Here is a 22,480-nt window from a genome sequence, read left to right as displayed (position 1 = left end):
CTTCAGCCCGCCTTGGCGACGGACAGGCCCAGGCGATGCAGGGCCAGCTTCAGGGCGTCGGCCAGGTTGGCCTTGGTCACCACGCCCTGCAGGTCCAGGCCCAGGTGCACGATGGTCTGGGCGATCTGCGGGCGTACACCGCTGATGATGCAGTCGGCGCCCATCAGGCGGATGGCGGTCACGGTCTTGAGCAGGTGCTGGGCCACCAGGGTATCGACGGTGGGCACACCGGTGATGTCGATGATGGCGATTTCAGAGCCGGTGTCGACGATGCGCTGCAGCAGCGATTCCATCACCACCTGGGTGCGTTGCGAGTCCAGGGTGCCGATCATCGGCAGTGCCAGTACGCCGTCCCACAGCTTGACCACCGGGGTGGACAGCTCCAGCAGTTCTTCCTGCTGGCGCTTGATCACCGCCTCGCGGGATTTCTGGAAGGTGCGGATGGTGTGCAGGCCCAGGGCATCGAGCAGTTCGGACACCTGCAGCAGCTGGTTGGCCAGTTGCGCCGGCTGCTCGCTGTATTCGCGCTGCAGCAGGGCGAACAGCGGGCCCTTGAGGGAGAAGATGAAGGTGGCGGTCTGCTGCGAGTCCTGGCCGAGCAGGGCGCGGCTATGGGAGAGCTTTTCCAGGAACAGGCGCACCTCGTCCCAGGCACCGGCGTTGAGGTTGCTGGCATCGCCGTTCTGCAGGCCGGCGTGCAGCAGGTCGAGAAACTCTTCGGTCTGGCGCTTGAGGTCGTCGGCCTTGAGGTTGCGCGTGGCACCCGACGCGTCCAGCCCGGCCAGCCATTCGGCTACCAGGGAGGCCTGGTGGGTGCGGATGGCGGTGAGGGTGACAGGTTGCAGTGCAGCCATTTGGACAAGCTCCTGAGCAGGGTAGGTAAGGCACATGCGCATCTGAGTGTGCAGGCCTGATTCTAGTTCGATATTGCCTTCATCAAATTTTTTGCAGGCCCTCAGCTCCCGCTGGCGGGGCGCGGTTGCAGCATCGGGTCGTAGGGGTTGAGCTGGCGCAGCGACTCGAGCAGGGCATTGGCTGTGTCCACCTGCCGGGCCTGTTGCAGATAATGCATCAAGGCCAGCCGAACATCACGGTTAAACGGTTGTTGTTGCAGGCTGCTCCACAGTTGTTGCATTGCCGGCTCGCGCTGCCCCTGATCGTGCAGGGCCACCGCCAGCACATACCCGTAGCCGGCGTTCTGCGGGGCCAGCTGCACGGCCTTGCGCAGCGCCACCAGCGCTTGGTCGCGACGGCCCTGGCGAATCAGGGCCAGGCCGTGGGCCTGCTGCAACAGCGCCGAGTCGGGGTGCTGGCGCAGGCTGTCTTCCAGCAGCGTGCGTGCTTCGTCCTGGCGGCCATGGCTGTCCAGCCACTGCACCAGGGCCACACGGGCCGGCAGGAAGTCGGCGTCGCGCAGCACCGCGCTGCGCAGGTACGGCTCGACCGCATCGGTGCGTCCGCTGGCCTGGTACAGCAGGGCCAGGTTGAGGTTGGCTTCGGCGCGTTCGAGCAGGCTCAGCTGCACGCTTTCGTATTCGCCCAGCGCCTGCTCGAACGCCGCCTGCGCCGCGCCCAGCCCGGCTGCCCGTGCCGGCAGCAGGGCGTAGGCGGCCGCGATGCGCACGGCCAGCACCGGGTCACGCAGCAAGGGGGCCAGCGGCATGCTTCGCTGTTGCGGGGGCAGCAGCGCGGCCAGGGCTTCCACCGCCGCGGCGCGTACCTGCGGTGCGCTGTCGCCCAGGGCGCTGCGCGCCGCCTGCAGGGTACGTTCGCTCGGGTAGTTGGGCAGTTCGGCGAGCAGGGTGGCGCGGCGGATCGCCGGCAGTTCGCTGTTGGCCAGTTGCGTCAGCAGCGCCTGGGCGGCACCGGGTTTGCCGCTGCGCAGCAGGTCCAGGCTGGCAGCGTAGGCCGGTGTGTCGGAGGGCCGGTCGGCGTACCACAGCGCGAACTGCTCGCTGACGCGCTGCCCGGCACTGCCCTTGTGACACCCCAGGCAGGCATCCGGCGTGCCCAGCGCCAGTGCCTGGGCCGGTGCCGGAATGCTGAAGCCGTGGTCGTGGCGATAGTCATTGACCATGTAGAACTTGCCGGGCATGTGGCAGCTGACGCACTGCGCCGCGGGGCTGCCGGGGGCATGGTGATGGTGCTCGGTGGCGGTATAGTCGCGGGCCTTGAGCCCGGCGCCGTCGACCCCGGCCACGCCGGTCTTGCCCGCAGGGTTGTGGCACTGCAGGCACACCCCGTCGCCCGGTGCCTTGAGCTGGGTGCTGTGGGGCTCGTGGCAATTGCTGCAGCGCACGCCCTTGGCGAACATCTTGCTCTGGGTGAAGGCGCCGTACTCGAACACCTCGTCCTTGATCTTGCCGTCCAGCTCATACAGCTCGCGGGTCAGGCGGCTGGGCAGGTAGTCGTCCATCAGGCGGCGCTCGTTGTGAAAGCCATCGCCCAGCGGCGCGCGGCGCGCATGGCAGCGGGCACAGGTTTCGACTTCGGCCAGGTTGCCACCCTCCACCAGGCTCTGCTGGAAGCCGGCATGGGCAACCTGCCTGGCCGGCTTTTGCGCCGCCCACGCCAGGTGCCCGGAGGCCGGGCCGTGGCACGCCTGGCACCCCACGCCCAGGCTGTTCCAGTGGCTGTCGAAGGTGGCGCTGGCAGCGTTGAAATTGCGCTTGAAGCCGGTGGTATGGCACTCCACGCACATGAAGTTGGCATTCTGCTGCGGCTTGCTCCAGTGCAGCGGGTTCTTGAAGTCCACGCCCTGGCCGGGGTACAGGTGAAACCACTGCTGCTGGCGCGTATCCCAGGCCACCCCGAGCGCCTGCAGGTGCCCGCCGCCGGTGTCGATCAGGTACTGCTGCAAAGGCTCGATGCCGAAGGCATAGGCCACCTCGAAATCCTGGGGCCGGCCGTCGGCGCCTGGGGTGTTGACCCAGAAGCGGTCGCCCTGGCGAAAGAAGCGCGTGGTCTCGCGGTCGCTCTTGAACTGCACGTCGGCGAAATTGCCCAGCACGGTCTGGGCGGTGGCCGGCTGCATCGCCAACTGGTGATGGGAACCTTGCCACTGGCGAACCTGTTCGCCATGGCAACCCTGGCAGGTGGCTTCGTCGACCAGCGCCGGGGCGGGGCTGCTTGGCGCTGGCGGGGCTGGTGGCGTGCTCTGCGCGGCCACCGGCAGGTGTGCCGGGGCACGGTCGAGGGCGAACCAGGTGCCCAGCAGGGCCAGCAGGACCGCCCCGGCCAGCACCGGCCAGAGCAGGCTGGTGCCGCGCACGGGGGGCTGTTGGGGCGGCGTAACGGCGCGCTTTTTCGACATGCAGACGTCCATGCTGTTGGGGTAAGGGGCGCTTCAATCAGGCGGCGCGCTTCACGGCATGCCCAGGAACCAACGGTAGTACGGGTTGCTGCCATCTTCTCGCATCACGCCCTGAACCTGTCGCGCCCAGGTGTCGCGCTGGCCGCGGTAGGCGCTCAGGCCCACCTGGTAGAAGCGCTGCAGGCGCTGGCGCTGGTCGTTCAGGCGCAGGCTGGCCAGGGCATCGGCGCCTTCCAGCGGCACCGGGCTGCCCAGCGCCAGCAGGGCCGGCAACACCCGGGTGATCTCGTCGCTGCGCACCCAGGGGGCGTACTCGATGCGTGGCTGGTCGTCGGTGACGGCCGGGGCCTGTGCGGCAAAGCGCTCCAGGCCGGCGCGGTCGGTGACCCAGGTGGCCAGCAGTGCGGCCGGCGAGTCCACGCCCACCTCGGCCAGGGTGCGTTGCACGGGGGGGGGCGCCAGGCGCGCGCTGATGCGCGGCAGGTCCAGGCGCACCGGCTGCAGCGAGCCGACCAGCAGCATTTCATGGAACTCGGTGGTCCACAGCGAGGCATGCGGGAACACGTCGATGAAGCTGCGCACCAGGGCACGGCTGTCGTCGATGTTCTGGGTGGGCAGCGGCAGCCACTGGGCGACCAGGCCCTGGGGGTTGAGGCGGCTGGCGGCCAGCTGGTAGAAGTCACGCGAGTACAGGTTGACCACGCCGGCTGCCGAGGGGGGCGGTGGCTCCAGGGTGATCAGGTCGTAGGGCTGCGGGCTGGCCAGCAGTTCACGGCGCCCGTCGCGCAGGCGGATGTCCAGGCGCGCATCGTCGGCGGCGTGGTAGTTGCCCTGGAACAGCGTCGAGGCGTGCACCACCGCCGGCAGCAGTTCGGCCACCACGCGTTGCTCCAGGCCCGGGTAGCGCAGCAGGGCGCCGGCGGTGATGCCGGTGCCCAGCCCGATCACCAGCGCCGAGCGCGGCTCGCCGTTGTGGATCAACAGCGGCAGCAGGGCCTGCAGGCGCATGTAGCGCAGCGACGGCATGGCATCGCCGGTGTTGGACACGCCCTGGATGTACAGGCGACGAAAGCTGCCCTGGGGCTTGTGCTGTTCGACCACGGCGACCGTGGCGCCACGGCCTTCCTGATAGAACACCAGCTCGCCGCTGCGCGCGCCGGGCAGCAGGTTGGCCAGGCGCTGGGGTGGGGTGAGCAGGGCGGTCAGGAGGCTGGCCAGGGCAATGGCGTAGAGGGCGATGAATCTGGGTTGACTGAGCGCGCCTGTTCGCTGGCAAGCCCGCTCCCACAGGGTTCGAGCAGATCCTGAGCCTGTACCTGCAGGCGCCGGCCTTGCCGGCGAAGCGGCCAGGCCCGCCCCCGCCACGACCGCGATTACCCCGACCCCTGCCGCCAGCACCGCCAGCACCCCCAGGCTGCGCACCAGCCCCAGCGCGGGCACCAGCACGAACCCGCACAGCATCACCCCGGCAATCCCACCCAGGGTGTTGAGCGCCACCACCGCGCCCACGTCGCGCCCCGCATGGCCCGGCGCGCAGGCCAGGCGCAGCGCCACCGGGAACGCCGCCCCCAGCAGCGTGGTGGGCAGCAGCACTACGCTCACCGCCACCACCGCAAAGCGGGCACTCATGCCCGCCAGTGCGCTGCCGCCCAGGCCCAGTACCAGCGCTTCGGCCTGGGTCTGCGCACTGATCAGCCAGCGCCCCAGCCCGGCGATTTCCAGCAGCGCCAGCAGCCCCGCCGCACCGATCAGCATGGCAAAGGTGGCCCACGGGTCGCGCAGCCGCTCCACGCGCCGGGCAATCAGTGCGCTGCCCAGCATCAGCCCGGCCAGGTAGGTGGCCAGCATCACCGCAAAGGCGAAGGTGCGGGTGCTCATGAACTGCACCAGGGCCTGTGACCAGATCACCTCATAGCCCAGCGCAATGCCCCCGGCCACCGCGTACAGGGCCAGGGCCAGGCGCGCCGCCCGGCTGCGCGGGGCGCTGGCGGTTACCACGGTGTCGGCTTCGACGTCCGGTGTCAGGCGCAGCAGCCACAGTGCACCGGCCCCGGCCAGCAGGTTGAGCACGGCGGCGGCACAGGCACTGCCGCGTACCCCCAGCAGCGGGATCAGCACAAAGGCTGCGAGCAGGGTGCCGACAATCGCCCCGGCCGTGTTGGCCGCGTACAGCTGCCCGCCGGCGCGTCCGGCCGTTGCCCCCTGCGCGGTCACGGCACGCACCAGCACCGGCAGGGTGCCGCCCATCAGCAGCGCCGGCAGGGCAACCAGGCTGAACGGCAGCGCCCAGGCCAGCAGCCCGATGCTGCCCTGCAGGCGGGCGAACAACCCGGCGCTGCTGCCCAGGGCCAGGGTGGCCGCGATGCCGACCACGGCCACGGCCAGTTCGAGCAGCGCATACAGGCGCAGCGGCTGGCGCAGCCGATCGGCGTGACGCCCCAGCCACCAGCCGCCCAGCGCCAGCCCGGCGAAGAATGCGCTGATGCCGGTGGTGATCGCATGCACTTCCACCCCCACCACCAGTGACAGCTGCTTGATCCACAGCACCTGATAGATCAGCGCCGCGCTGCCGGAGACCAGCAGCAGGGTCGCTGCCAGGGGCAGTGTGCGGGGTGGAGCGCAGGCGGCGGGGGCTTTGGCGTGTCGGGAGGAGCGGCTGGCGACCGGCATCAGGGCAAGGGGCCTTGTGGTGAGTGCTGGGAATACGCCCTCGCGGGAGGGACAACCAGTGCTTGAGCCTAGCAGCAGATTGGCGGGTTGGCGGGTATCGCAGTCGGCAAAATGCCCCGTCAGGGACGAGGCATCCGTGTGCAGCTTGCCGCCTATTGCTTGCCTTGCTTCATCTTCTCCTCGATCTTCGCGTCCACCTGCTTGCGCACCTGGTCGACGCTGAAGCTGGCCGGGTGCTGGCTGGGTGGGTAGTCGATGAAGGTTTCGAGAAACACCGAGGCCTTCATGGTGGCGATGCCGGTCAGGTAGACGTTCTTTGCCAGCCAGTCGTTGTACTGGTCAGAGACCACGTCGGCGCGCTCATACGGATCCATGCGCAGGTTGAAGATCTTCGGCACGCGCAGGCACACGAACGGGTCCTGCCACACTTCGAAGCCGCCGGGGCGACGCTGTTCGCAGAACACCGCCTTCCAGTCGCCGAAGCGCATCGCCACCAGGTCGCCGTCGTCGTTGAAGTAGTAGAACTCGTCACGTGCGCCCTTGGGTTGCTGGCCGGTGAGGTAGGGCAACTGGTTGTAGCCGTCCAGGTGCACCTTGAAATTCTTGCCACCGGCAGTCGGTGCCCAGCCCTTGAGCAGCTTGTCCTTCACGCCGGTGTCACCGGCAGCCGCCAGCAGGGTGGGGAACCAGTCCAGGCCCGAGAACATCTCGTTGGACACCGTGCCTTCCTTGATCTTGCCCGGCCAGCGGATGATCGCCGGCACGCGGAAGGCGCCTTCCCAGTTGGAGTCCTTCTCGCTGCGAAACGGCGTGGTCGCCGCGTCCGGCCAGGAGAACTGGTTGGGCCCGTTGTCGGTGGTGTAGATCACGATGGTGTTATCGGCGATCTTCAGGTCGTCGAGGGTCTTGAGCAGCTTGCCCACGTCGCCATCGTGCTCGAGCATGCCGTCGGCGTATTCGTTGCCGGGCATGCCGCTCTGGCCCTTCATCGAGTCGCGCACATGGGTGTACACGTGCATGCGCGTGGTGTTCATCCACACGAAGAACGGCTTGTCGGCGGCCACCTGCTTCTTGATGAACTCCTCGGCCGCGCCGGTGGTTTCATCGTCGATGGTTTCCATGCGCTTCTTGTTGAGCGAACCGGTGTCCTCGATCTTGCCGTCGGCGAAGGCGTGGATCACCCCGCGCGGGCTGAAGTTCTTCACGTAGGGGTCGTTCGGATCCTTGGGCCAGTAGGGGCGCTCGGGCTCTTCTTCGGCGTTGAGGTGATAGAGGTTGCCGAAGAACTCGTCGAAGCCGTGCTTGGTCGGCAGGTACTCGTCCTTGTCGCCCAGGTGGTTCTTGCCGAACTGCCCGGTGGCGTAGCCCAGCGACTTGAGTGCCTGGGCGATGGTGATGTCGCGGTCCTGCAGGCCCACCGGCGCCCCCGGTGCGCCGACCTTGGACAGGCCGGTGCGCAGTGGCGTCTGCCCGGTGATGAAGCTGGAGCGGCCGGCGGTGCAGCTGTTTTCCGCGTAGTAGTCGGTGAACAGCATGCCTTCCTTGGCAATGCGGTCGATGTTGGGGGTCTGGTAGCCGACCACCCCCATCGAGTAGGCACTGATATTGGTCTGGCCGATGTCGTCGCCGAATATCACCAGGATATTCGGCTTGTCGGCGGCACTTGCCGCCCCTGTCGCGAGCCCCATCACCGTGGCCGCGACCAGCGCGAGCTGCGGTGCCCATCTGCGTATGCGAGTCATCTGACTTGCCTCCCTTTCGCCATTCGAGCCGCCCGCAGGCGACATGTCGGTTGCATCACTGCTTTGCTCGTTACCGCGTCACTGCGATTGCGGGGTGGAGGCAGGCTCGAACGGGAATACCCGGGCCCAGTCGGCCGCCATGTCCACGATTGTCCATTGCTGGCGGCGCGCTTCGTCCAGCGCCTTGTCCAGCCGTCCGACCTGCGACTGGCGGTCGTAGGCCCATTCACGTTTCGCGTCGGTGTGGTGCACCAGGCCCATGAAGCGCGGGCCCTTGCCGGCGGCGGTCCATTGCAGCATCTGCAGGTCGCCGTCGGAGTTGCCGAAGGCCAGGATCGGCCGGCGCCCGATGATCGCGTCGATGCTTTCGGGCTTGCCCGGGCCGTCATCGTTGTGCGCGATCCTGGCGGTACGCAGCAGGGCCGGCACGCCGTCGACCAGCTGGTATTCGGTGACGAAGCTGGAGCCGATCACCTGCTCGGGCGGCACGCCGTACACCTCGTCGGCGAAGGCGCGCATGAACGCGGTGTCGCCCCCGGAAACGATGTACACCTTGAAGCTCTGGCTGCGCAGGTAGTCGAGCAGCTCGTGCATGGGCTGGTAGATCATCTCGGTGTAGGGGCGCTGGTGGGTGGGGTGACGGGCCTTGGCCAGCCAGGCCCGGGCATGGCCGATGAAGGCTTCGGTGCTGACCCCGGTATGGGTCACGCCGATGATTTTCAGCAGGCCGTCCATGCCGGCGGCGGCCAGGGCCTTCTGGTCGTTTTCCAGCACCGCCTTGAACGGCTGGGTGGTCTTCCACTCGGGGTGCTCGGGGGCCATGCGGCGGATCTCGTCGAAGGCGAACAGCACCTGGAAGTAGGCGGGCTGTTCGCTCCACAGGGTGCCGTCGTTGTCGAACACCGCGATGCGTTGCGCGGGGGTCACGAACTGCGGGTCGCCCTCGCGGGTGACGCTTTCGACGAACTGCACGAGGGCGGCCCTGGCGGCGCCCTGGTGCCATGAGGGCAGCGGCGCATCGGCCTGGGCCGACAATGGCCAGTGCAGCAGCAACACCAGCAGCAGCCACCCACGAACACTCGGACTGGATTTCATCGCGATTCCCTGTTCTGCATTGGATTGAGCGGGCGCAGGCCGTGGCGCGCGGGCGCGGCAGGCTGGCGCGGTGAATGCCGTGCATGAAGCTGTGCAAGTTCGGCCTTGAGCGCAGCGAGCAGCGTATCGGGGGCGCCGTCTGCGCCGTAGCCGCGTCGCAGCAGCGCCAGCAGGGTGGTGTCGTCGGCCGTGGCCAGGCGCACGCTGCCCTGGCTGCGCCTGAACCACAGGTATAGCGCAGTGAGCTGCGGCGGATGCCTGGCCAGATCAACGGGCACCTGTTGCCATGCATGCTCGGCAGAGGCGAGGCGACGGGCCTGGCGTCGGGCCTGCCAGTGCCGCCAGCGGGCCAGCCAGGTCGGCCCGCGGCTACGCCACACCCGCCACGCCAGGCCCAGTGCCGCGAGCACCAAAGCGGCGCCGAGCCAGTGCCGCGACAGGTGCAGGCGGCCCTGCTGGCCAAGGCGCTGCAGATCGTCGGCCACCGAGAACACCGGGGTGTAGGCAGGGCCGGCGCTGGCGGTGAAGGGCACGGCGGGCAGCGTTGTGATACGCAGGGCCTGGTCGGTGGTGCTCCACCAGTGCACCTGCACGGCGGGCAGCTGGTAGCTGCCGGGCTGCTCGATGCGGTAGCTGGCGGTGTCGATGCGCTGGCCGCCCACGACGTGGCCACGGCCATCGTCGAGGGCCTGCACCTGGGGCGTCTTGAGGTAGAGGCTCAGGCCCGGCACGGCCTGCAGCGCCGTCACCGGCAGCATCAGGCTCGGCGCGCCCTGGGCCTGCAGGGTCACGCTGCGGGTGAGGCTGTCACCCACCTTGAGTGTTCTGCTTGCCGGGTTCACCTGCTGGGTCAGGCTCAGGGCGCTGGCCACCAGCACCGCCTGGCCCGGCTCGACCCCGGCCGGCAGTTGCACGCGCAGGTGCAGCGCCGCCGTGGTGGCGCTCAGGGCGGCCGCGGCATTGCCCGGCCGGGCCGTCACGGTCAGTGCGGGAATGTCCAGGGTGCCGGCCTGCTGCACGGTGATCGGGTACAGGTAGCGCATGCCGAACCAGGTGCTGCCGTCCAGGTTCAGGGTCAGGTGCTGGGCCTGGTCGCCGGGTGGGGTGACCAGTGCGCCGGGCACGCTCAGCGTCGGCAACTGCGGGGCGCCGGTGAACCAGGTGTCGGTGAGCACGTCCAGCTGCAACTGCACGGTTTCACCCACCACCACGCTGTCGCCCCCCAGCAGTTGCGCCTGCACCCGCAACTGCGGGTCGGCGGCAAGCGCACAGCTGCACAGCAGCCAGGCCAGGAGCAGGCCGACAAGCCTCATGGCGCCCCCCTGGCAGCCTGGTCCTGCAGGCTGAACTTGCGCTTGAGAAACTGCGCGGGCGAGGTGGTGAGGTTCTGCAGCCACAGGGCGTCCGAGGTCGCCTGCGGGGTCTGCACCTGCTTGCTCGGGCCCTTGCCGGCCGGCTTGTCGAAGGCCACCTGGTCGGCCTGCACCTCTGGGGCGTTCTGCTGCGCCGACTCGGTGTCCTTCTGCAGGGCGATGGCCAGGGCGAGGTTGGCCTGGGCCTCGGCAAACCCAGGTTGCAGGGCCAGTGCCTGGCGATAGGCGGCGATGGCCTGGTCGAACTTGAAGCGGCGGGTGTAGATATTGCCCAGGTAGAAATAGGCCGGTGCGGTGTGCAGGCGCGCGAAACTGGCCAGCGCCAGGTCGTAGTCGGCCCCTTGGTAGGCGGCAATGCCCTTCCAGTAAGGGTCCTGAAAGTGCGCCGCCGCGGCGGGCAGGTGGTGGTGTTCGAAGGCCCAGCGACCCTGCTGATCGGGGGTCATGAATGCATCCACCAGGGCATTGGCGCGCGCCCCGTCCGGGGCCAGCACCAGGCCCAGCAGCAGGCACGCGCTCCAGTTCAGGCTCCAGCCGCGGCGGATGCACAACAGGGCGATCAGCAGCAACGGCCAGCACAGCCAGTAGCCGGCGTCTTTCCAGCGCAGCTGCTGGCTGGCCGGGTCGGCGTTGGCGAAGTGCTGCTGGGCATGGGCCTCGATCCAGTCCAGGTCGTCATCGTCGGGGGTCAGGCTACCCAGTGGTGCATCCAGCGCCCTGGCCAGTTGTTCGAGGCCGGCCTTGTCGAAGCGGCCCAGTTGCGGCCGGCCGTTGCTGTCGGTGCGCGGCTGACCGTCGGCGCCCCTGACCAGACCGCCATCGCTGCGGCCTACTGCCAGCACCAGTACCTGCAGCAGGCTGGCGTCCAGGGCCTTGCCCAGCGGGGCCAGTTGCGTGGTGTCGGCACCGTCGGTGAGCAGCACCAGGGTGGCGGGGCCGGGCTCGGCGGCGATCAGTTGGCGGGCCAGCCCCACCACGGCCAAAACGTTCTTGCCAGGCTGTTCGATCAGGTCGCTGCCCAGCGCCTGGATGAAGCTGTCGAGCAGCGCCGGGTCGCGGGTGGGGGGCAGCACCAGGTGTGCGCTGCCGGCATAGGCGATCAGCCCGGTGGCTGCGCCCTGGCGGCGTTGCACCAGGCTGTGCAGCTTGTGCTTGGCGGCCTCCAGGCGGGTGGGCGAGAGGTCGCTGGCGTCCATCGAGCCGGACAGGTCCAGGGCCAGGATCAACGGCGCGCGGTTGTCGAGAAACTGCGGGCGGTCCTGCTCCCAGGTGGGGCCGGCAGCGGCCAGTGCGCCGAGTGCGAGCAGGGCCGCCAGCAGGTGTATGGGGCGAATGCGGTGCCGGTCGTGGCCGTCCATGCGCAGGTGCGCCAGCAGTTGCGGGGCAATGCTCACGTTCAGCGCCTGGCCGCGCTGGCGGCGCCAGGCCAGCACCAGCAGCACGGCGGGCAGCCAGAGCCACAGCCACAGCGGGCGCAGAAAGTGCAGGTTGTTCAGATCAATGTCCATGCGCGGGCGCCTCCACTGGCAGGCGCCTGCGCCACCACGCTGCCGCCAGGGCGAGCAGGTGGTACAGCGTCAGCAGCAACAGGGCCGCGCCCAGCGGCAGCCAGAACAGGTCGCGCTTGGGTTGGTGGCTGTAGGTCTTCACCGCGTGCGGGGTGAGCGTGTCGAGGGTGGCGTACACCTGTTGCAGGGCATCGCGGTCCTGGGCCCGGAAGAACTGCCCGCCGGTGACGGTGGCGATCTGCTGCAAGGTCGGCAGGTCGACCTTGGCCTCGGCTTCGGCCTGCGGGTCGCCGATGCCGATGGTATGGATCACCACCCCGCGGGCCGCGGCGATCTGGGCGGCGTGGGCGGGGGTGATGGCGCTGCTGGTGTCGTTGCCGTCGGTCAGCAGGATCAGCACCTTCTGCGGCTCGTGAGCCTGCTCCAGCAGCTTGAGGCTCAGGCCGATGGCGTCGCCAATGGCGGTGTTGGGCCCGGCCATGCCGACGTCGGTCTGCTGCAGCAGGATCGACAGGCTGGCGTGGTCCAGGGTCAGCGGTGCCTGGGCGTAGGCGCCGCTGCCGAACACTACCAGGCCGAGACGGTCCTGCTGGCGCCTGGCGATGAAGTCGGCGACCACCGCCTTGACCGCGCTGATGCGCGAAACCGGTTTGCCGTCGGCGTTCTCGAGGTCGACGGTCTGCATCGACTGGGAGATGTCGATGGCCAGCATCAGGTCGCGTACCGGTGCCTGGTGCTCGATGGGGGGCTCGACCAGCACCGGGCGTGCCACGGCCAGGCACAGCAGTGCCCACACCAGCCAGTGCAACAGCAGCTGCCAGCGATTGGCCCGGGTGCCGGGCAGGCGCGGACGCTGCCCGGTGGCCTGGCTGATGGCCTCGAAGAACGGTACGCGCAAGGCGCTGCGGGCTTCCTGATAGGGCGGCAGGTAGCGGTAGCCGAGCAAGGGCAGCGCCAGCATCAGCAACAGCCAGGGGTAATCAAGCTGCCACATGATGATGCTCCACCCAGGCGCGGCTGTAGCCCAACAGCGCTGACGCATCGATTTCGTGCAGGCGGCTGTCGGGGGCATAGGCCAGCTGCGCCAGTTGCCAGGCGAAGTCGGCGGGCAGCGGGGTGCTTGAATGGCTCACCAGAAATGCCTGCCAGTCGGCGGCATGCAGCGGGGCCACGGCCGGAGCCTCGGGCATCGACAGGGCCACGCGCTTGAGCAGCTCGGGCACTTCGCGCAGGGCCTGCACGCGCCGGGTCTGATCTGCCATTGCCTGTTCCAGCTGGCGCAGGCGTGCCAGGGCTTGGCGGCGGTAGCGGTCGCGCTGCCAGCGGCGCAGGCGCAGCGCCGCCCACAGCACCAGCCCGGCCAGCAGCAATGCCGCCAGCAGCGCCCAGCCCCAGGTTTGTGGCCAGTAGCTGACGGCGGGCGGCAGCGCCAGCTCCTTGAGCTGGTCGACGCTGGGCACTGGCGCGCTCATGCCGGTGGCCTGCGCAGCTTGCCCAGTTCCATGCGCAGCTGTTCGGCGGCAGGCTGGGCGGTGCTGAACATCAGCAGCGGCACCTGGCTGCGGCGCAGCATCTGCGCCACGTCGTGCAGGCGGCCACTGAGAAACTCGCTCAAGGGTTTGTGCACCTGACGCCGCTCCACCGCCAGCTCCACCTGCAACTGACCCTGGGTCACCAGCAGGCGCCCCTGGCGTGGCAGGTCGAGGGCCAGCGGGTCGTAGACCTGCAACGCGATCACGTCGTTGTGGGTACGCAGCTGGCGCAACTGATGCAGGGTGCGTTCGCCGGCACCGGCGAAGTCGCTGATGAAGCAGATCAGGCAGTCGTGCGCGGCCAGCGCCAGGCAGCGCTGCAGGACTGTGTCGAGGCCGTGCGCAGCATCGCCATCGGGAACATCTGCCGACAGCGCCTGGTTGAACTGTGCGGCTCTGGCGCAGATCGCCTGGACCCGGCTGCGGCTGCGCAGCGGCGCCAGGTATTCGATGCGGGTGTCGTCGAACAGCAGGGCGCCGACCCGGTCGCCTGCCGCCAGCGCGATCCACGCGCACAGCGCGGCCAGTTGCGCGGCCAGCGCCGACTTGAAGCTGACCTGCGAGCCGAAGAACATCGACATACGCTGGTCGAGCACCACCAGCACCGGGCGGTCGCGTTCTTCGGTGAAGGTGCGTACCACCGGCGTGCCGGTGCGCAGGCTGGCCCTGCAGTCGAGATGGCGCAGGTCGTCGCCGGGCTGGTAGCGGCGCAGCTCGTCGAAGTTCAGGCCGCGCCCGCGCAGGCGCGAGGCGTGGCTGCCGGCCAGCACGCTGGCCCTGGGCTGGCGCGCCAGAAAGCTCAGGCCGCGGGCATCGAACGCCAGCGCCATCAGCTGCGCCAGCGATACGTAGACGTGCCCGTCGGGTTGCTGCGCCGGTGCTGGCATATGCGGTCCTCAGGCCGGGATGGCCACCTTGTCGAGCAGGCGGTCGAGTACCTCGCTGCTGGTCACGCCGTCAGCCACCGCGTCGTAGCTCAGTTGCAGGCGATGGCGCAGCACCGGGTGGAGCATGGCGCGCACGTTGTCGGGCGAGACGAAGTCCTGGCCCTGCAACCAGGCATCGGCGCGCGCGCAGCGGTCCAGGCCGATGCCGCCGCGTGGGCTGGCGCCCAGCTGCAGCCAGCGCGCCAGGTCGGCGTCGTAGTCGGCGGGGTGGCGGGTGGCGTTGACCAGTGCGATCAGGTAGCTGTCGATGGCCGGGGCCACGTGAATGGCCGCCACTTCCCGGCGGGCCTGGAAGATTACCTCCTGGCCGAGGCTGAAGCTGTCGCTGGCCGCCTTGGCCGCCGCCCGCTGTTCCTCCTGGCGCAGCAGTTGCAACACCTGGCTTTCATCGGCCGGCGCGGGGTAATCCAGCAGCACCTTCATCAGGAAGCGGTCCATCTGCGCCTCGGGCAGCGGGTAGGTGCCTTCCTGCTCGATGGGGTTCTGGGTGGCGATCACCATGAACAGGTCGGGCAGCCTGTGACTGGTGCCGGCTACGGTGATCTGGCGCTCTTCCATGGCTTCGAGCAGCGCCGCCTGCACCTTGGCCGGGGCGCGGTTGATCTCGTCGGCCAGGATCAGGTTGCCGAACAGCGGGCCGGGCTGGAAGCGCACCTGGTGCTGGCCCTCGACCTGTTGCAGCACCTCGGCGCCGGTGATGTCGGAGGGCAGCAGGTCGGGGGTGAACTGGATGCGGCTCATGCGTGCATCCAGGTGCCGGGCCAGGGCCTTGACCGTGCGGGTCTTGGCCAGGCCCGGCAGGCTCTCGAGCAGCACGTGCCCGTTGGCCAGCAGGCCCACCAGGATCTGGCGGATCACCTGGTCCTGGCCCAGCACCGAGGCGGCGATAGCGGCGTGCAGGGCATTGATGTCGGTGAGGGCGCTCATGGGCATTCCTTTGGGTCGGGTGGGTTCACCATGGCGCAGGCACCACGATGAACTGCACGTTGCTGCCGACGTATTGCGGCTGGTACCAGGTGGCGCCGCAGTGCTGGTAGGCCACGCCGTTGGCGACCACCGACACGCAGTCCGGCGGTACCTCGGCCACCTGGGTGCCGATGGCGATGGCCGTGGCAGTGGTGGCACCGACCACGGCAGCGGCGGCCCAGGGGTGATACCAGTCGTCCGGGTGCGGCGGTGGCGGTGGCGGTGGTGGCGGCATCGGGCCGGGGCCGGGCGGGTGAGGGCCCGGGCCCGGTGGATGCGGTGGCGGGCCCGGTGGGTGCGGCCCAGGGCCGGGCTGCGGATGCGGAGGCGGCGCCGGGTGGGGCGGCATCGGCTGCGGATGCGGGGGCATCGGGTGCGGCATCGGCTGGTAATGCGGCGGCGGGGGGGCGAAGTGGCCGCCCCCGGCGTGATAGGGCACCACGAAGGTACGCCCGCCACCGCCGCCGCGCAGTTGCCAGGCGTCGGCCATCAGCGGTGTCAGCAGGCAGGCGATCAGGCCCAGGTGCAGGCAGGTACGCAGTGGCGTCATGGCTGGCGGCCCTCGTTCGGTTCGCGCAGCGGCACCGCCACGGCCTTGGCCGGCGGGGTGAAGTCGAAGGCTGCCGGGTTGATGGGCGTGCTCAGGTCCCAGTCGAAGGTCACGCTATGGCGCGGGCGCTCGGGGTCGTCGCGGCGGGTGATCATCAGCTTGCACGGCAACGGCTGCGCGCCTTCGCGTAGCCACAGTTGCCAGTCGATGTCGGGCTGGCGGAACACGTAGTGGGTACAGGCCTGGCCGTCGAGGGATTCGCTGCCGATCAGCGTGGCCTGGGTGATGCCGACCTGTTTCGCGGTCTGGGCGTTCCAGCGGAACAGGTCGGCCAGCGGCAGGGTGATGGCGTAGCGCTCGCTCAGTTGTCCGAGCAGTTGCTCGATGGTCGCCGGCGCCGCGCCTTTGCTGTAGTAGCCGTGACGACCGTCATACAGGGTGAACTGCTTGCCGTCGTAGAAGAACTGGCGCGCCGCCGAGCCCTGGTCGACGCTGACGAACAGCTTGTCGGGCTGGCGGGCGAGCACCTGGGTGTGGTGGGTGAAGGTCACCGTGGGGCCGCTGTCGAGCTGCTGGTCGGTTTCGCTGCGGGTGCTCAGGCTGAAGGCCTGCAGGCGGTGCAGGTAACTGCCCATGTTCGACAGCGCGGCCAGGGCCCTGGGGTCGAGCGGGTCGGCAGCCTTTGCCAGGGCCGGCAACAGGGCCAGCAGGGCCAGGCAGGTGAGTCGGTGCGAACGCTTCATCAGGCCTCCCATGGCTACCAGGCGTAGTTCAGGCGCAAGGTCCAGGTGTTCACATCGGGTGAGCCGGTACGTTCGGACACGGTGTCGGTGTAGGCGATCAGGCCACCGAACTGCGGCGAGAGCATGAAGCCCAGGCTGGCACCGACCAGGGTGTTGGCCTGCTTGTTGTCCTGGTTTTCGCCGTTGATGCGGGTTTCGCCGCCGAAGCTGTAGGTGGCGTCGAGGGAAGCCCACAGGCCGCGGTTGATGGTGTAGCTGTAGTGGCCTTCGACGGCATACAGCGGTTTCTGCTCCAGCTTGTTGTCGCCCAGGTAGTCGTCGTTGTCGCCGAACAGCGAAACCCAGGTGTTGACCTCCAGCCAGGTGGGGCCGATGGGGTGGCCGAAGCCGATTTCGGGTTTGACCACCCAGCGGTTGGCGCCGATGTTGATGACGCGGTTCTTGGCGTAGTCGCCATTGGGCACGGTGAGCCATACGGCGCCGGTCATGAAGGTTTCCGGGGTCCAGCTGGCGAACTCCTCGGCGGTCAGCGCCGGGCCGCCGAAGAAGTTGTGGGCGAACACGATCTGGGTGTCGCCCATGCCGCCGTTGTGCTTGGTGCCATTGAAGAAACGTGCATCGTCGAACGAGGCCGACACGTCGGCGTACGGCTGCACCAGCTGGATCGCGCTGTTGCGTCCGTCGATGCTGAACGAGCGCGCCAGGCGCAGGATGTAGAGGTCGGCATCCAGGGACAGGCCGTCGATGGGCAGGGCGGTGTCGATCGGGGTGTTGGTGTCGATGCGGTTGTAGTAGCCGAACACCATGTTCAGGTCGATCGGGATGTTCTGCCAGTCACGCGCGTTGTCGGCCTGCACCAGCAGCGGCGCGCCACTGAGCACGAGCACCGGCAGGTAACGCAGGACAGGTCGGGTATGCATGGTGGTGCTCCTTCAATTGAACGCACAGGGTGCTGGCTGCCGGAGGGTCCGGTCATGGGCTGGCTACTTGCCGAAGGTCACGTTGAGGCCGGCGAACACGGTGAACTGCGGCAGGCCGTCACCTTTCTTTTCCACCGTCCACTGCGGCTCGATGAAGGCGTTGAGGATGTTGCTGCCGGCCTTCCAGGCCTTGCCCACGCCCAGCCCCAGCGGGATGTAGTGGGTGTCGTTCTTCAGGTCGAAGGTCCAGGTGCCGGTGGAGCGCAGGTACCAGCCCTTGGGCAGGTTGTGGATGATGAAGGGCTGCAGGGTGGCGGTTTCGACGTGGGCGCGGTCATGGTCGCCGGCAAACGAGCTCTGGTACTGCACCAGCGCACCGAGCAGCCCGCGTGGCGAGGCGTCGATGGCCACCGCCGCCAGCCCCGCCTGCCACTTGCCGGTGCCCAGCTCGTCGTGCTCGGCAGTGGGGGCGGTGAGCTGCGGGCCGATGCCCAGCTGCACGCCTTCGGTCTTGAGCAGGAAGATGTCGAACAGGTTGAGGTCGCCGATGCCGGTGCTGTAGCCGCCGTGGGGGTCGGGTCGGGTGCTGATGGGCAGGGTGGCGCGCAGCAGTTGCGGTACCGGCAGCAGTTCGCCAGGGGCGACCGGCAGGGTGCCGCGCACCAGAAAATCATTGGTGTGCACGTTGCTGTCGTACACCGAGGGGGTGTAGTAGTCCTGCAGGTTCAGGCCCGGTGCCAGGTTGAGCGGGTTGTTGCTCTTGTTGGCGGTTTCGGCGTTGTCCGCCAGGGCGTGCTGCAGGAACAGCAGGGCGCAGGGCAGTACGAGACAAGTGGCGGTGGTCCTTTGCATGACGGTGGTGCCTGTTCAATGTTGCGCTTCTGGGCAGGGGCCGGCCTTGCCAGCGAGGCAGGGGCCCCAGGGGGCGAATGGGCGCGTAGGCTGGCGCCGGCACCACCGGCGACCACAGGGTCACTGATACTTGATGACGATGCCCTTGAGCTTGCGTCCGTCGATGGAGCGGATATCGCGGTCCCAGAGCGGGCCACTGACATAGGCCGAAACCGGCTGGATGCGGTCGTAGACCACCACGACGGCGTCACCGCCGATACTGGCGGCCTGTTCGCGCAGCTTCTGCTCCACGTCGGTGATCGGTGGCGGCGGGGACACGCTGGCATCGACCACGATCTCGCCCAGGCGGACATGGGGGCGGGTCGGTTCGCTGCGCAGTACCTCGACCGTAGCCGCAGCGGTGGGCGAAGGATGGGGCGCCCCGACGTATTGTGTGGTGCGGGCATCGATGCTGCTGCAGCCCGCCAGCCCGGCCAGCACCAGGCCCAATGCAAGAACGCTCATGCAACGTGGTATCGACATGCTTCGACTCCGTCCGAAGTATTAATACGCTGTAACAACGTTCCAATGAAAATAGCCGCACTTGGGCGGGCCGCAAGTGACGGGCGGCGAAAGTGCGGGTTTGTTACCATCGTGTTCTTTTGGGTCGGGGCATGCCCCGACAACGCTCAGGAGTACGCAATGATCCTCACCACCACTGGCACTGTCGAAGGGCGCGAAGTCGCGGCCTACCTGGATGTAGTCAGCGCCGAATCGGTGCAGGGCATCAACGTGGTACGCGACATCTTCACCAGCTTTCGCGACTTTTTCGGCGGCCGTTCGCAAACCCTGGAAAGCGCCCTGAAAGAGGCGCGCATCCAGGCCACCGACGAAATCCGCCAGCGCGCCCGCAGCCTGCAGGCCGATGCAGTGATCGGCCTGGATTACGAAATCAGCATGCCGTCGGCCCGTGGCGGCATGGTGGTGGTGTTCGTTACCGGCACCGCGGTCAAACTCAGGTAGCCATAGGCCACTGGTCGGGTGCGACAATAAGTGACCAGGCAGTCTTCAAATGTCCGGCTAGTCTCTGAAAGCAACAGGTCACTATTTCCTAGGCATTCATCTGCGTGCCGGTAGTGATCCACAGCAGGGGAGCCGGGTATGAAGGAATCGTATTTCGAAGACGATGGTGACGAGTTTCCCATCAACAGCCAGGTGCGTTGCGGGCAAGCAGCGTTCCAGCTGGGGTTTGCCAACATGACCCTGGAAGACGCGCCGGTACGTGTGCGCTCCACGGTGCCACCGCGCAGCGAGCGCCGCCGGTTTCTGCCGGGCCTGCGCAAGAAGTAGCCACGACGCCGAAGAGGCCCCGCCATCCAGCCTGTGCTGCGGTGTGTGGGGCTTTTTCATGCGGGTTGTAGGCTATTTCGCAAACAGACGACCGGTACGCTGAATCTGCCGTTTTATGCGGCTTTCTTGACCTCGCTCAATGGGGCGACGGCTGTCGCTAGCCCCCTTGGCGGTTGTATGCCTTACTGTCGGTTCGAACGAACAAGGAGCAGTGCGATGCGCATCAGGGAAGAGACTTATTGGGCGTGGGCCGACTCTCAGCTGCACAGCCGCAGCCATGACGAAGAACTCAGCGATGGCACCAGCATCGACGTGCAGGTGCGGTTGTCGCGCACCGGGGCCACGCAGATGTTCCTGGGGGTGTACGGGCGCCGGGGCAAGGCGCTGTTCGAGGAGTACTACCCCTCGTGCCCGGGAGAAACCATGAGCCGTGCGCTGGTGCGCGGTGTGGACCGGGCCCGGGCGTTGGCCACCGACGCCGTGCCGATGGAGCACCCGCGGTTTCGTCGTCAGGCCTGATGCCTGCGGTTACGCCCTGTCGTGGCGCACAGGGAATGTGCGCAGACGGTGGGGCGAGCCAGAGCCGCGATGAGGCGATAAGGCACGCATGAAAAAGGCGACCCGAAGGTCGCCTTTTTCAATTCGTCTGGCTCAGCACAGCCGGTCGATCACCTTCACGTCCTGGCGCTCGCGGATGGCGGGCCATTCCTGTTGCAGGGTCTCCAGCACCTTGGCGACAAACGCGGTGTCTGCCGCTGCCTTCTTGCCGACGTAGCCCTTGCCACGGCGGAACATCCTGAAACGGGCGCGCATTTCACGCTTCGCATCGATCGCCTCTTCGACAGTGTGCGGCGGCATCTTGTCGATGTGCACGTCACCTGTGGCACTGACCCACAGCAGGTGGTCATCGAGGCTGTCCTTGCGGGCAGCGAACAGCTGAGCCAATTGGTCGATGGTGGGTTGGTTGTTCAAGTTGATCATAAAGCCCCCTATTACCTATTCGTCGTTGGTGAGTTCAAACCTGCGCTACTTCATGTAGCGATCTACCAAGGCTGCTACAGCAGCGTCGCAACAGGGGCTTTCTTCACTCTGCCTTTTGGACAGTCCCTCTCCACGGACAGTCCGAAACCGCTCGAACTGTCTGGAACACCCTTTGCCAGCGCTCCCGATCAGGGAGACGGCCTCATCATGCAAGGGGCAACGAATGCCGTCAATAGGTTTTGTAGTGATTTTTTTTATTCACTACAAATGACCGGTCAGTCTTTTTCGAGCTTACGGGTCGCCGCGCCACAGGCTGTTGGAATGTCCTACAAAGCGCTCTGGTCAGGGCGTCTTGGCCATGTATTGACCCGCGTCAGCGCGTACCGGCCAGGCGCTGGGGATGATAGGGGCCTGTTTTGTTGCCAAAGAAGTCCTGCCCATGAGTACCCCCGCCAATCCTCCCGCAGCGCCTGGCGCTCAACCCCTGTTGCCCGTGGGCCTGCTGCTGGGCATCGTCGCGCTGGTCGGCGTGCTGCTGTTGCCGCTGCCGGCCGACCTGCCGGTGGCCGGTCACCGTGTGCTGGCGATCCTGGCCTTTGCGGTGGTGATCTGGATCACCGAGGCGGTGTCGTACGAAGCCAGTGCGATCATGATCACCTCGCTGCTGGCATTTTTGCTGGGCACCGCACCGACCCTTGCCGACCCGTCGGTGATCTACGGCTCGTCGGCAGCCGTGAGCATGGCCCTGACGGGCTTTGCCAACCCGGCATTGGCACTGGTGGTGGGGGCCCTGTTCATCGCAGCGGCGATGACCCACACCGGGCTGGACCGGCGCATCGCGCTGGTCACGCTCAACCGTGTGGGCGTGAGCACCCGACGCATTCTGCTGGGGGCGATGGTGGTGATCATCCTGCTCAGCCTGGTGGTGCCCAGTGCCACGGCGCGCAGTGCCTGCGTGGTGCCGATCATGATGGGCGTGATCGCCGCGTTCGGCGTGAACAAGCGCTCCAACATCGCCGCCGGCATCATGATCATCGTGGCCCAGGGCACCAGCATCTGGAACATCGGCATCCAGACCGCAGCTGCGCAGAACCTGCTGACGGTCGGCTTCATGGACAAGATGCTCGGTGCACGGGTGTCATGGATCGACTGGCTGATCGCCGGGGCGCCGTGGGCGTTGATCATGTCGGTGGTGCTGATCGTGCTGGTGCTCAGGATGCTGCCCCCCGAGAGCGACAGCATTCCCGGCGGCAAGGCGGCGGTAGCCGAGCAGTTGCAGGCGCTGGGGCCGATGAGCGGGGCGCAGAAGCGTCTGCTGGGGGTGTCGCTGCTGTTGCTGCTGGCCTGGGCCACCGAGGGCAAGCTGCATCACTTCGACACCACCTCGACCACCTACGCCGGGTTGGTGCTGCTGTTGCTGCCGCGCTTCGGGGTGATGACCTGGAAGGATGTGCAGGCGCGTATTCCGTGGGGCACGGTGATCGTGTTCGGCGTCGGCATCAGCCTGGGCACCACCCTGTTGACCACCCAGGCCGGGCAATGGCTGGGCGGGCAGGTGGTGGCCAATACCGGGCTGGATCAATTGGGCACGCTGGGGGTGTTCTCGATTCTGGCGGCGTTTCTGATCGTGATCCACCTGGGCTTTGCCAGTGCCACGGCGCTGACCTCGGCGCTGCTGCCGATACTGATCGCGGTGCTGCAGACCTTGCCGGGGGATTTCAGCCGCCTGGGCATGACCATGGTGCTGGGGTTTGTGGTCAGCTACGGGTTCATCCTGCCGATCAACGCACCGCAGAACATGGTGTGCCTGGGTACCGAAACCTTCAACGCGCGGCAGTTTGCCAAGGTCGGGATCGTGGTGACGCTGGTGGGGTACGGGTTGATGCTGGTGTTCGCCGCAACATGGTGGCACTGGCTGGGCTGGATGTAGAAGGGCCGTTGCAAGCGGCAAGCGGCAAG

Annotated in this window: 21 protein-coding genes; 4 read left to right on the top strand and 17 right to left on the bottom strand. The window is 67.7% G+C overall.

Going from position 1 to position 22,480, the window contains the following annotated elements; genetic code table 11:
* Positions 1-2 precede the first annotated feature (2 nt).
* From N0B28_RS16870 to N0B28_RS16795, 16 genes are all read right to left on the bottom strand, one after another.
* On the bottom strand, positions 3-854 hold the full coding sequence (locus tag N0B28_RS16870; protein WP_054915144.1) for an STAS domain-containing protein: 852 nt from the start codon (positions 852-854) through the stop codon (positions 3-5).
* Between the two features lie 101 nt (positions 855-955).
* A complete protein-coding gene (locus tag N0B28_RS16865; protein WP_274096720.1) occupies positions 956-3,313 on the bottom strand; it encodes a cytochrome c3 family protein in 2,358 nt (785 codons plus the stop codon).
* Positions 3,314-3,364: 51 nt separating this feature from the next.
* Positions 3,365-5,983, bottom strand: a complete 2,619-nt coding sequence (locus N0B28_RS16860; protein ID WP_275727643.1) for a fused MFS/spermidine synthase — start codon at positions 5,981-5,983, stop codon at positions 3,365-3,367.
* A 152-nt stretch (positions 5,984-6,135) separates the two neighbouring features.
* Positions 6,136-7,725: an arylsulfatase gene (locus tag N0B28_RS16855; RefSeq protein ID WP_043859768.1), complete on the bottom strand. Its 1,590-nt coding sequence runs from the start codon at positions 7,723-7,725 to the stop codon at positions 6,136-6,138.
* A gap of 78 nt (positions 7,726-7,803) precedes the next feature.
* Positions 7,804-8,820, bottom strand: coding sequence for an HAD family hydrolase (locus N0B28_RS16850; protein WP_116054882.1), 1,017 nt, complete (start codon positions 8,818-8,820; stop codon positions 7,804-7,806).
* Positions 8,817-10,133 carry a hypothetical protein gene (locus N0B28_RS16845; protein WP_275727638.1) on the bottom strand — a complete coding sequence of 439 codons (1,317 nt, stop codon included), beginning with the start codon at positions 10,131-10,133 and terminating at the stop codon, positions 8,817-8,819. Before N0B28_RS16845 ends, N0B28_RS16850 begins: the two co-directional genes overlap by 4 nt.
* Positions 10,130-11,701 carry a VWA domain-containing protein gene (locus N0B28_RS16840; protein WP_275727634.1) on the bottom strand — a complete coding sequence of 524 codons (1,572 nt, stop codon included), beginning with the start codon at positions 11,699-11,701 and terminating at the stop codon, positions 10,130-10,132. The genes N0B28_RS16845 and N0B28_RS16840 overlap by 4 nt, the downstream gene beginning before the upstream one ends.
* Positions 11,691-12,695 (bottom strand): VWA domain-containing protein, encoded by a 1,005-nt coding sequence (locus N0B28_RS16835; protein WP_275727632.1) that lies wholly within the window; start codon positions 12,693-12,695, stop codon positions 11,691-11,693. The genes N0B28_RS16840 and N0B28_RS16835 overlap by 11 nt, the downstream gene beginning before the upstream one ends.
* Positions 12,682-13,173: a DUF4381 domain-containing protein gene (locus N0B28_RS16830; RefSeq protein ID WP_058541252.1), complete on the bottom strand. Its 492-nt coding sequence runs from the start codon at positions 13,171-13,173 to the stop codon at positions 12,682-12,684. Before N0B28_RS16830 ends, N0B28_RS16835 begins: the two co-directional genes overlap by 14 nt.
* Positions 13,170-14,120: a DUF58 domain-containing protein gene (locus N0B28_RS16825; protein ID WP_275727629.1), complete on the bottom strand. Its 951-nt coding sequence runs from the start codon at positions 14,118-14,120 to the stop codon at positions 13,170-13,172. The genes N0B28_RS16830 and N0B28_RS16825 overlap by 4 nt, the downstream gene beginning before the upstream one ends.
* Before the next feature lie 9 nt (positions 14,121-14,129).
* Entirely contained in the window at positions 14,130-15,107 is a 978-nt protein-coding gene (locus N0B28_RS16820) for a MoxR family ATPase (protein ID WP_043859761.1), read from the bottom strand.
* Between the two features lie 25 nt (positions 15,108-15,132).
* Complete coding sequence (locus N0B28_RS16815) at positions 15,133-15,696, bottom strand: hypothetical protein (RefSeq protein ID WP_173925055.1); 564 nt, start codon at positions 15,694-15,696, stop codon at positions 15,133-15,135.
* Positions 15,693-16,439 (bottom strand): DUF2092 domain-containing protein, encoded by a 747-nt coding sequence (locus tag N0B28_RS16810; RefSeq protein ID WP_123752698.1) that lies wholly within the window; start codon positions 16,437-16,439, stop codon positions 15,693-15,695. The genes N0B28_RS16815 and N0B28_RS16810 overlap by 4 nt, the downstream gene beginning before the upstream one ends.
* Before the next feature lie 14 nt (positions 16,440-16,453).
* Positions 16,454-17,359: a transporter gene (locus N0B28_RS16805; protein ID WP_043859780.1), complete on the bottom strand. Its 906-nt coding sequence runs from the start codon at positions 17,357-17,359 to the stop codon at positions 16,454-16,456.
* A gap of 63 nt (positions 17,360-17,422) precedes the next feature.
* Positions 17,423-18,211, bottom strand: a complete 789-nt coding sequence (locus tag N0B28_RS16800) for a hypothetical protein (RefSeq protein ID WP_058541250.1) — start codon at positions 18,209-18,211, stop codon at positions 17,423-17,425.
* Between the two features lie 120 nt (positions 18,212-18,331).
* A complete protein-coding gene (locus tag N0B28_RS16795) occupies positions 18,332-18,733 on the bottom strand; it encodes a hypothetical protein (RefSeq protein WP_043859778.1) in 402 nt (133 codons plus the stop codon).
* Positions 18,734-18,892: 159 nt separating this feature from the next.
* On the opposite strand from N0B28_RS16795, the gene N0B28_RS16790 reads away from it, so the two are divergent.
* The 3 genes from N0B28_RS16790 to N0B28_RS16780 all read left to right on the top strand — a co-directional run bounded on the left by N0B28_RS16790 (position 18,893) and on the right by N0B28_RS16780 (position 20,059).
* The gene (locus N0B28_RS16790) at positions 18,893-19,213 is read left to right on the top strand and encodes a YbjQ family protein (protein ID WP_043859777.1); all 321 of its coding nucleotides are present in this window, start codon (positions 18,893-18,895) and stop codon (positions 19,211-19,213) included.
* A gap of 138 nt (positions 19,214-19,351) precedes the next feature.
* Positions 19,352-19,540, top strand: a complete 189-nt coding sequence (locus N0B28_RS16785) for a hypothetical protein (RefSeq protein WP_043859776.1) — start codon at positions 19,352-19,354, stop codon at positions 19,538-19,540.
* Positions 19,541-19,756: 216 nt separating this feature from the next.
* Complete coding sequence (locus N0B28_RS16780; protein WP_043859775.1) at positions 19,757-20,059, top strand: hypothetical protein; 303 nt, start codon at positions 19,757-19,759, stop codon at positions 20,057-20,059.
* Positions 20,060-20,191: 132 nt separating this feature from the next.
* On the opposite strand, the gene N0B28_RS16775 is transcribed toward N0B28_RS16780, so the two are convergent.
* Positions 20,192-20,521: a hypothetical protein gene (locus tag N0B28_RS16775; protein ID WP_043859774.1), complete on the bottom strand. Its 330-nt coding sequence runs from the start codon at positions 20,519-20,521 to the stop codon at positions 20,192-20,194.
* A 439-nt stretch (positions 20,522-20,960) separates the two neighbouring features.
* On the opposite strand from N0B28_RS16775, the gene N0B28_RS16770 reads away from it, so the two are divergent.
* Complete coding sequence (locus tag N0B28_RS16770; RefSeq protein WP_054915142.1) at positions 20,961-22,451, top strand: DASS family sodium-coupled anion symporter; 1,491 nt, start codon at positions 20,961-20,963, stop codon at positions 22,449-22,451.
* Positions 22,452-22,480: the final 29 nt, after the last annotated feature.

Origin of the sequence: Pseudomonas sp. SD17-1 (assembly GCF_029201585.1) — a bacterium.
Classification (GTDB): domain Bacteria; phylum Pseudomonadota; class Gammaproteobacteria; order Pseudomonadales; family Pseudomonadaceae; genus Aquipseudomonas; species Aquipseudomonas palmensis.
This window is presented reverse-complemented; position numbering and strand designations above follow the sequence as displayed.

What these genes read in the sequence shown, in the direction of transcription:
- N0B28_RS16870 (WP_054915144.1), bottom strand. Translation starts at nt 854, where the DNA reads ATGGCTGCACTGCAACCTGTCACCCTCACCGCCATCCGCACCCACCAG.
- N0B28_RS16865 (WP_274096720.1), bottom strand. Translation starts at nt 3,313, where the DNA reads ATGTCGAAAAAGCGCGCCGTTACGCCGCCCCAACAGCCCCCCGTGCGC.
- N0B28_RS16860 (WP_275727643.1), bottom strand. Translation starts at nt 5,983, where the DNA reads ATGCCGGTCGCCAGCCGCTCCTCCCGACACGCCAAAGCCCCCGCCGCC.
- N0B28_RS16855 (WP_043859768.1), bottom strand. Translation starts at nt 7,725, where the DNA reads ATGACTCGCATACGCAGATGGGCACCGCAGCTCGCGCTGGTCGCGGCC.
- N0B28_RS16850 (WP_116054882.1), bottom strand. Translation starts at nt 8,820, where the DNA reads ATGAAATCCAGTCCGAGTGTTCGTGGGTGGCTGCTGCTGGTGTTGCTG.
- N0B28_RS16845 (WP_275727638.1), bottom strand. Translation starts at nt 10,133, where the DNA reads ATGAGGCTTGTCGGCCTGCTCCTGGCCTGGCTGCTGTGCAGCTGTGCG.
- N0B28_RS16840 (WP_275727634.1), bottom strand. Translation starts at nt 11,701, where the DNA reads ATGGACATTGATCTGAACAACCTGCACTTTCTGCGCCCGCTGTGGCTG.
- N0B28_RS16835 (WP_275727632.1), bottom strand. Translation starts at nt 12,695, where the DNA reads ATGTGGCAGCTTGATTACCCCTGGCTGTTGCTGATGCTGGCGCTGCCC.
- N0B28_RS16830 (WP_058541252.1), bottom strand. Translation starts at nt 13,173, where the DNA reads ATGAGCGCGCCAGTGCCCAGCGTCGACCAGCTCAAGGAGCTGGCGCTG.
- N0B28_RS16825 (WP_275727629.1), bottom strand. Translation starts at nt 14,120, where the DNA reads ATGCCAGCACCGGCGCAGCAACCCGACGGGCACGTCTACGTATCGCTG.
- N0B28_RS16820 (WP_043859761.1), bottom strand. Translation starts at nt 15,107, where the DNA reads ATGAGCGCCCTCACCGACATCAATGCCCTGCACGCCGCTATCGCCGCC.
- N0B28_RS16815 (WP_173925055.1), bottom strand. Translation starts at nt 15,696, where the DNA reads ATGACGCCACTGCGTACCTGCCTGCACCTGGGCCTGATCGCCTGCCTG.
- N0B28_RS16810 (WP_123752698.1), bottom strand. Translation starts at nt 16,439, where the DNA reads ATGAAGCGTTCGCACCGACTCACCTGCCTGGCCCTGCTGGCCCTGTTG.
- N0B28_RS16805 (WP_043859780.1), bottom strand. Translation starts at nt 17,359, where the DNA reads ATGCATACCCGACCTGTCCTGCGTTACCTGCCGGTGCTCGTGCTCAGT.
- N0B28_RS16800 (WP_058541250.1), bottom strand. Translation starts at nt 18,211, where the DNA reads ATGCAAAGGACCACCGCCACTTGTCTCGTACTGCCCTGCGCCCTGCTG.
- N0B28_RS16795 (WP_043859778.1), bottom strand. Translation starts at nt 18,733, where the DNA reads ATGTCGATACCACGTTGCATGAGCGTTCTTGCATTGGGCCTGGTGCTG.
- N0B28_RS16790 (WP_043859777.1), top strand. Translation starts at nt 18,893, where the DNA reads ATGATCCTCACCACCACTGGCACTGTCGAAGGGCGCGAAGTCGCGGCC.
- N0B28_RS16785 (WP_043859776.1), top strand. Translation starts at nt 19,352, where the DNA reads ATGAAGGAATCGTATTTCGAAGACGATGGTGACGAGTTTCCCATCAAC.
- N0B28_RS16780 (WP_043859775.1), top strand. Translation starts at nt 19,757, where the DNA reads ATGCGCATCAGGGAAGAGACTTATTGGGCGTGGGCCGACTCTCAGCTG.
- N0B28_RS16775 (WP_043859774.1), bottom strand. Translation starts at nt 20,521, where the DNA reads ATGATCAACTTGAACAACCAACCCACCATCGACCAATTGGCTCAGCTG.
- N0B28_RS16770 (WP_054915142.1), top strand. Translation starts at nt 20,961, where the DNA reads ATGAGTACCCCCGCCAATCCTCCCGCAGCGCCTGGCGCTCAACCCCTG.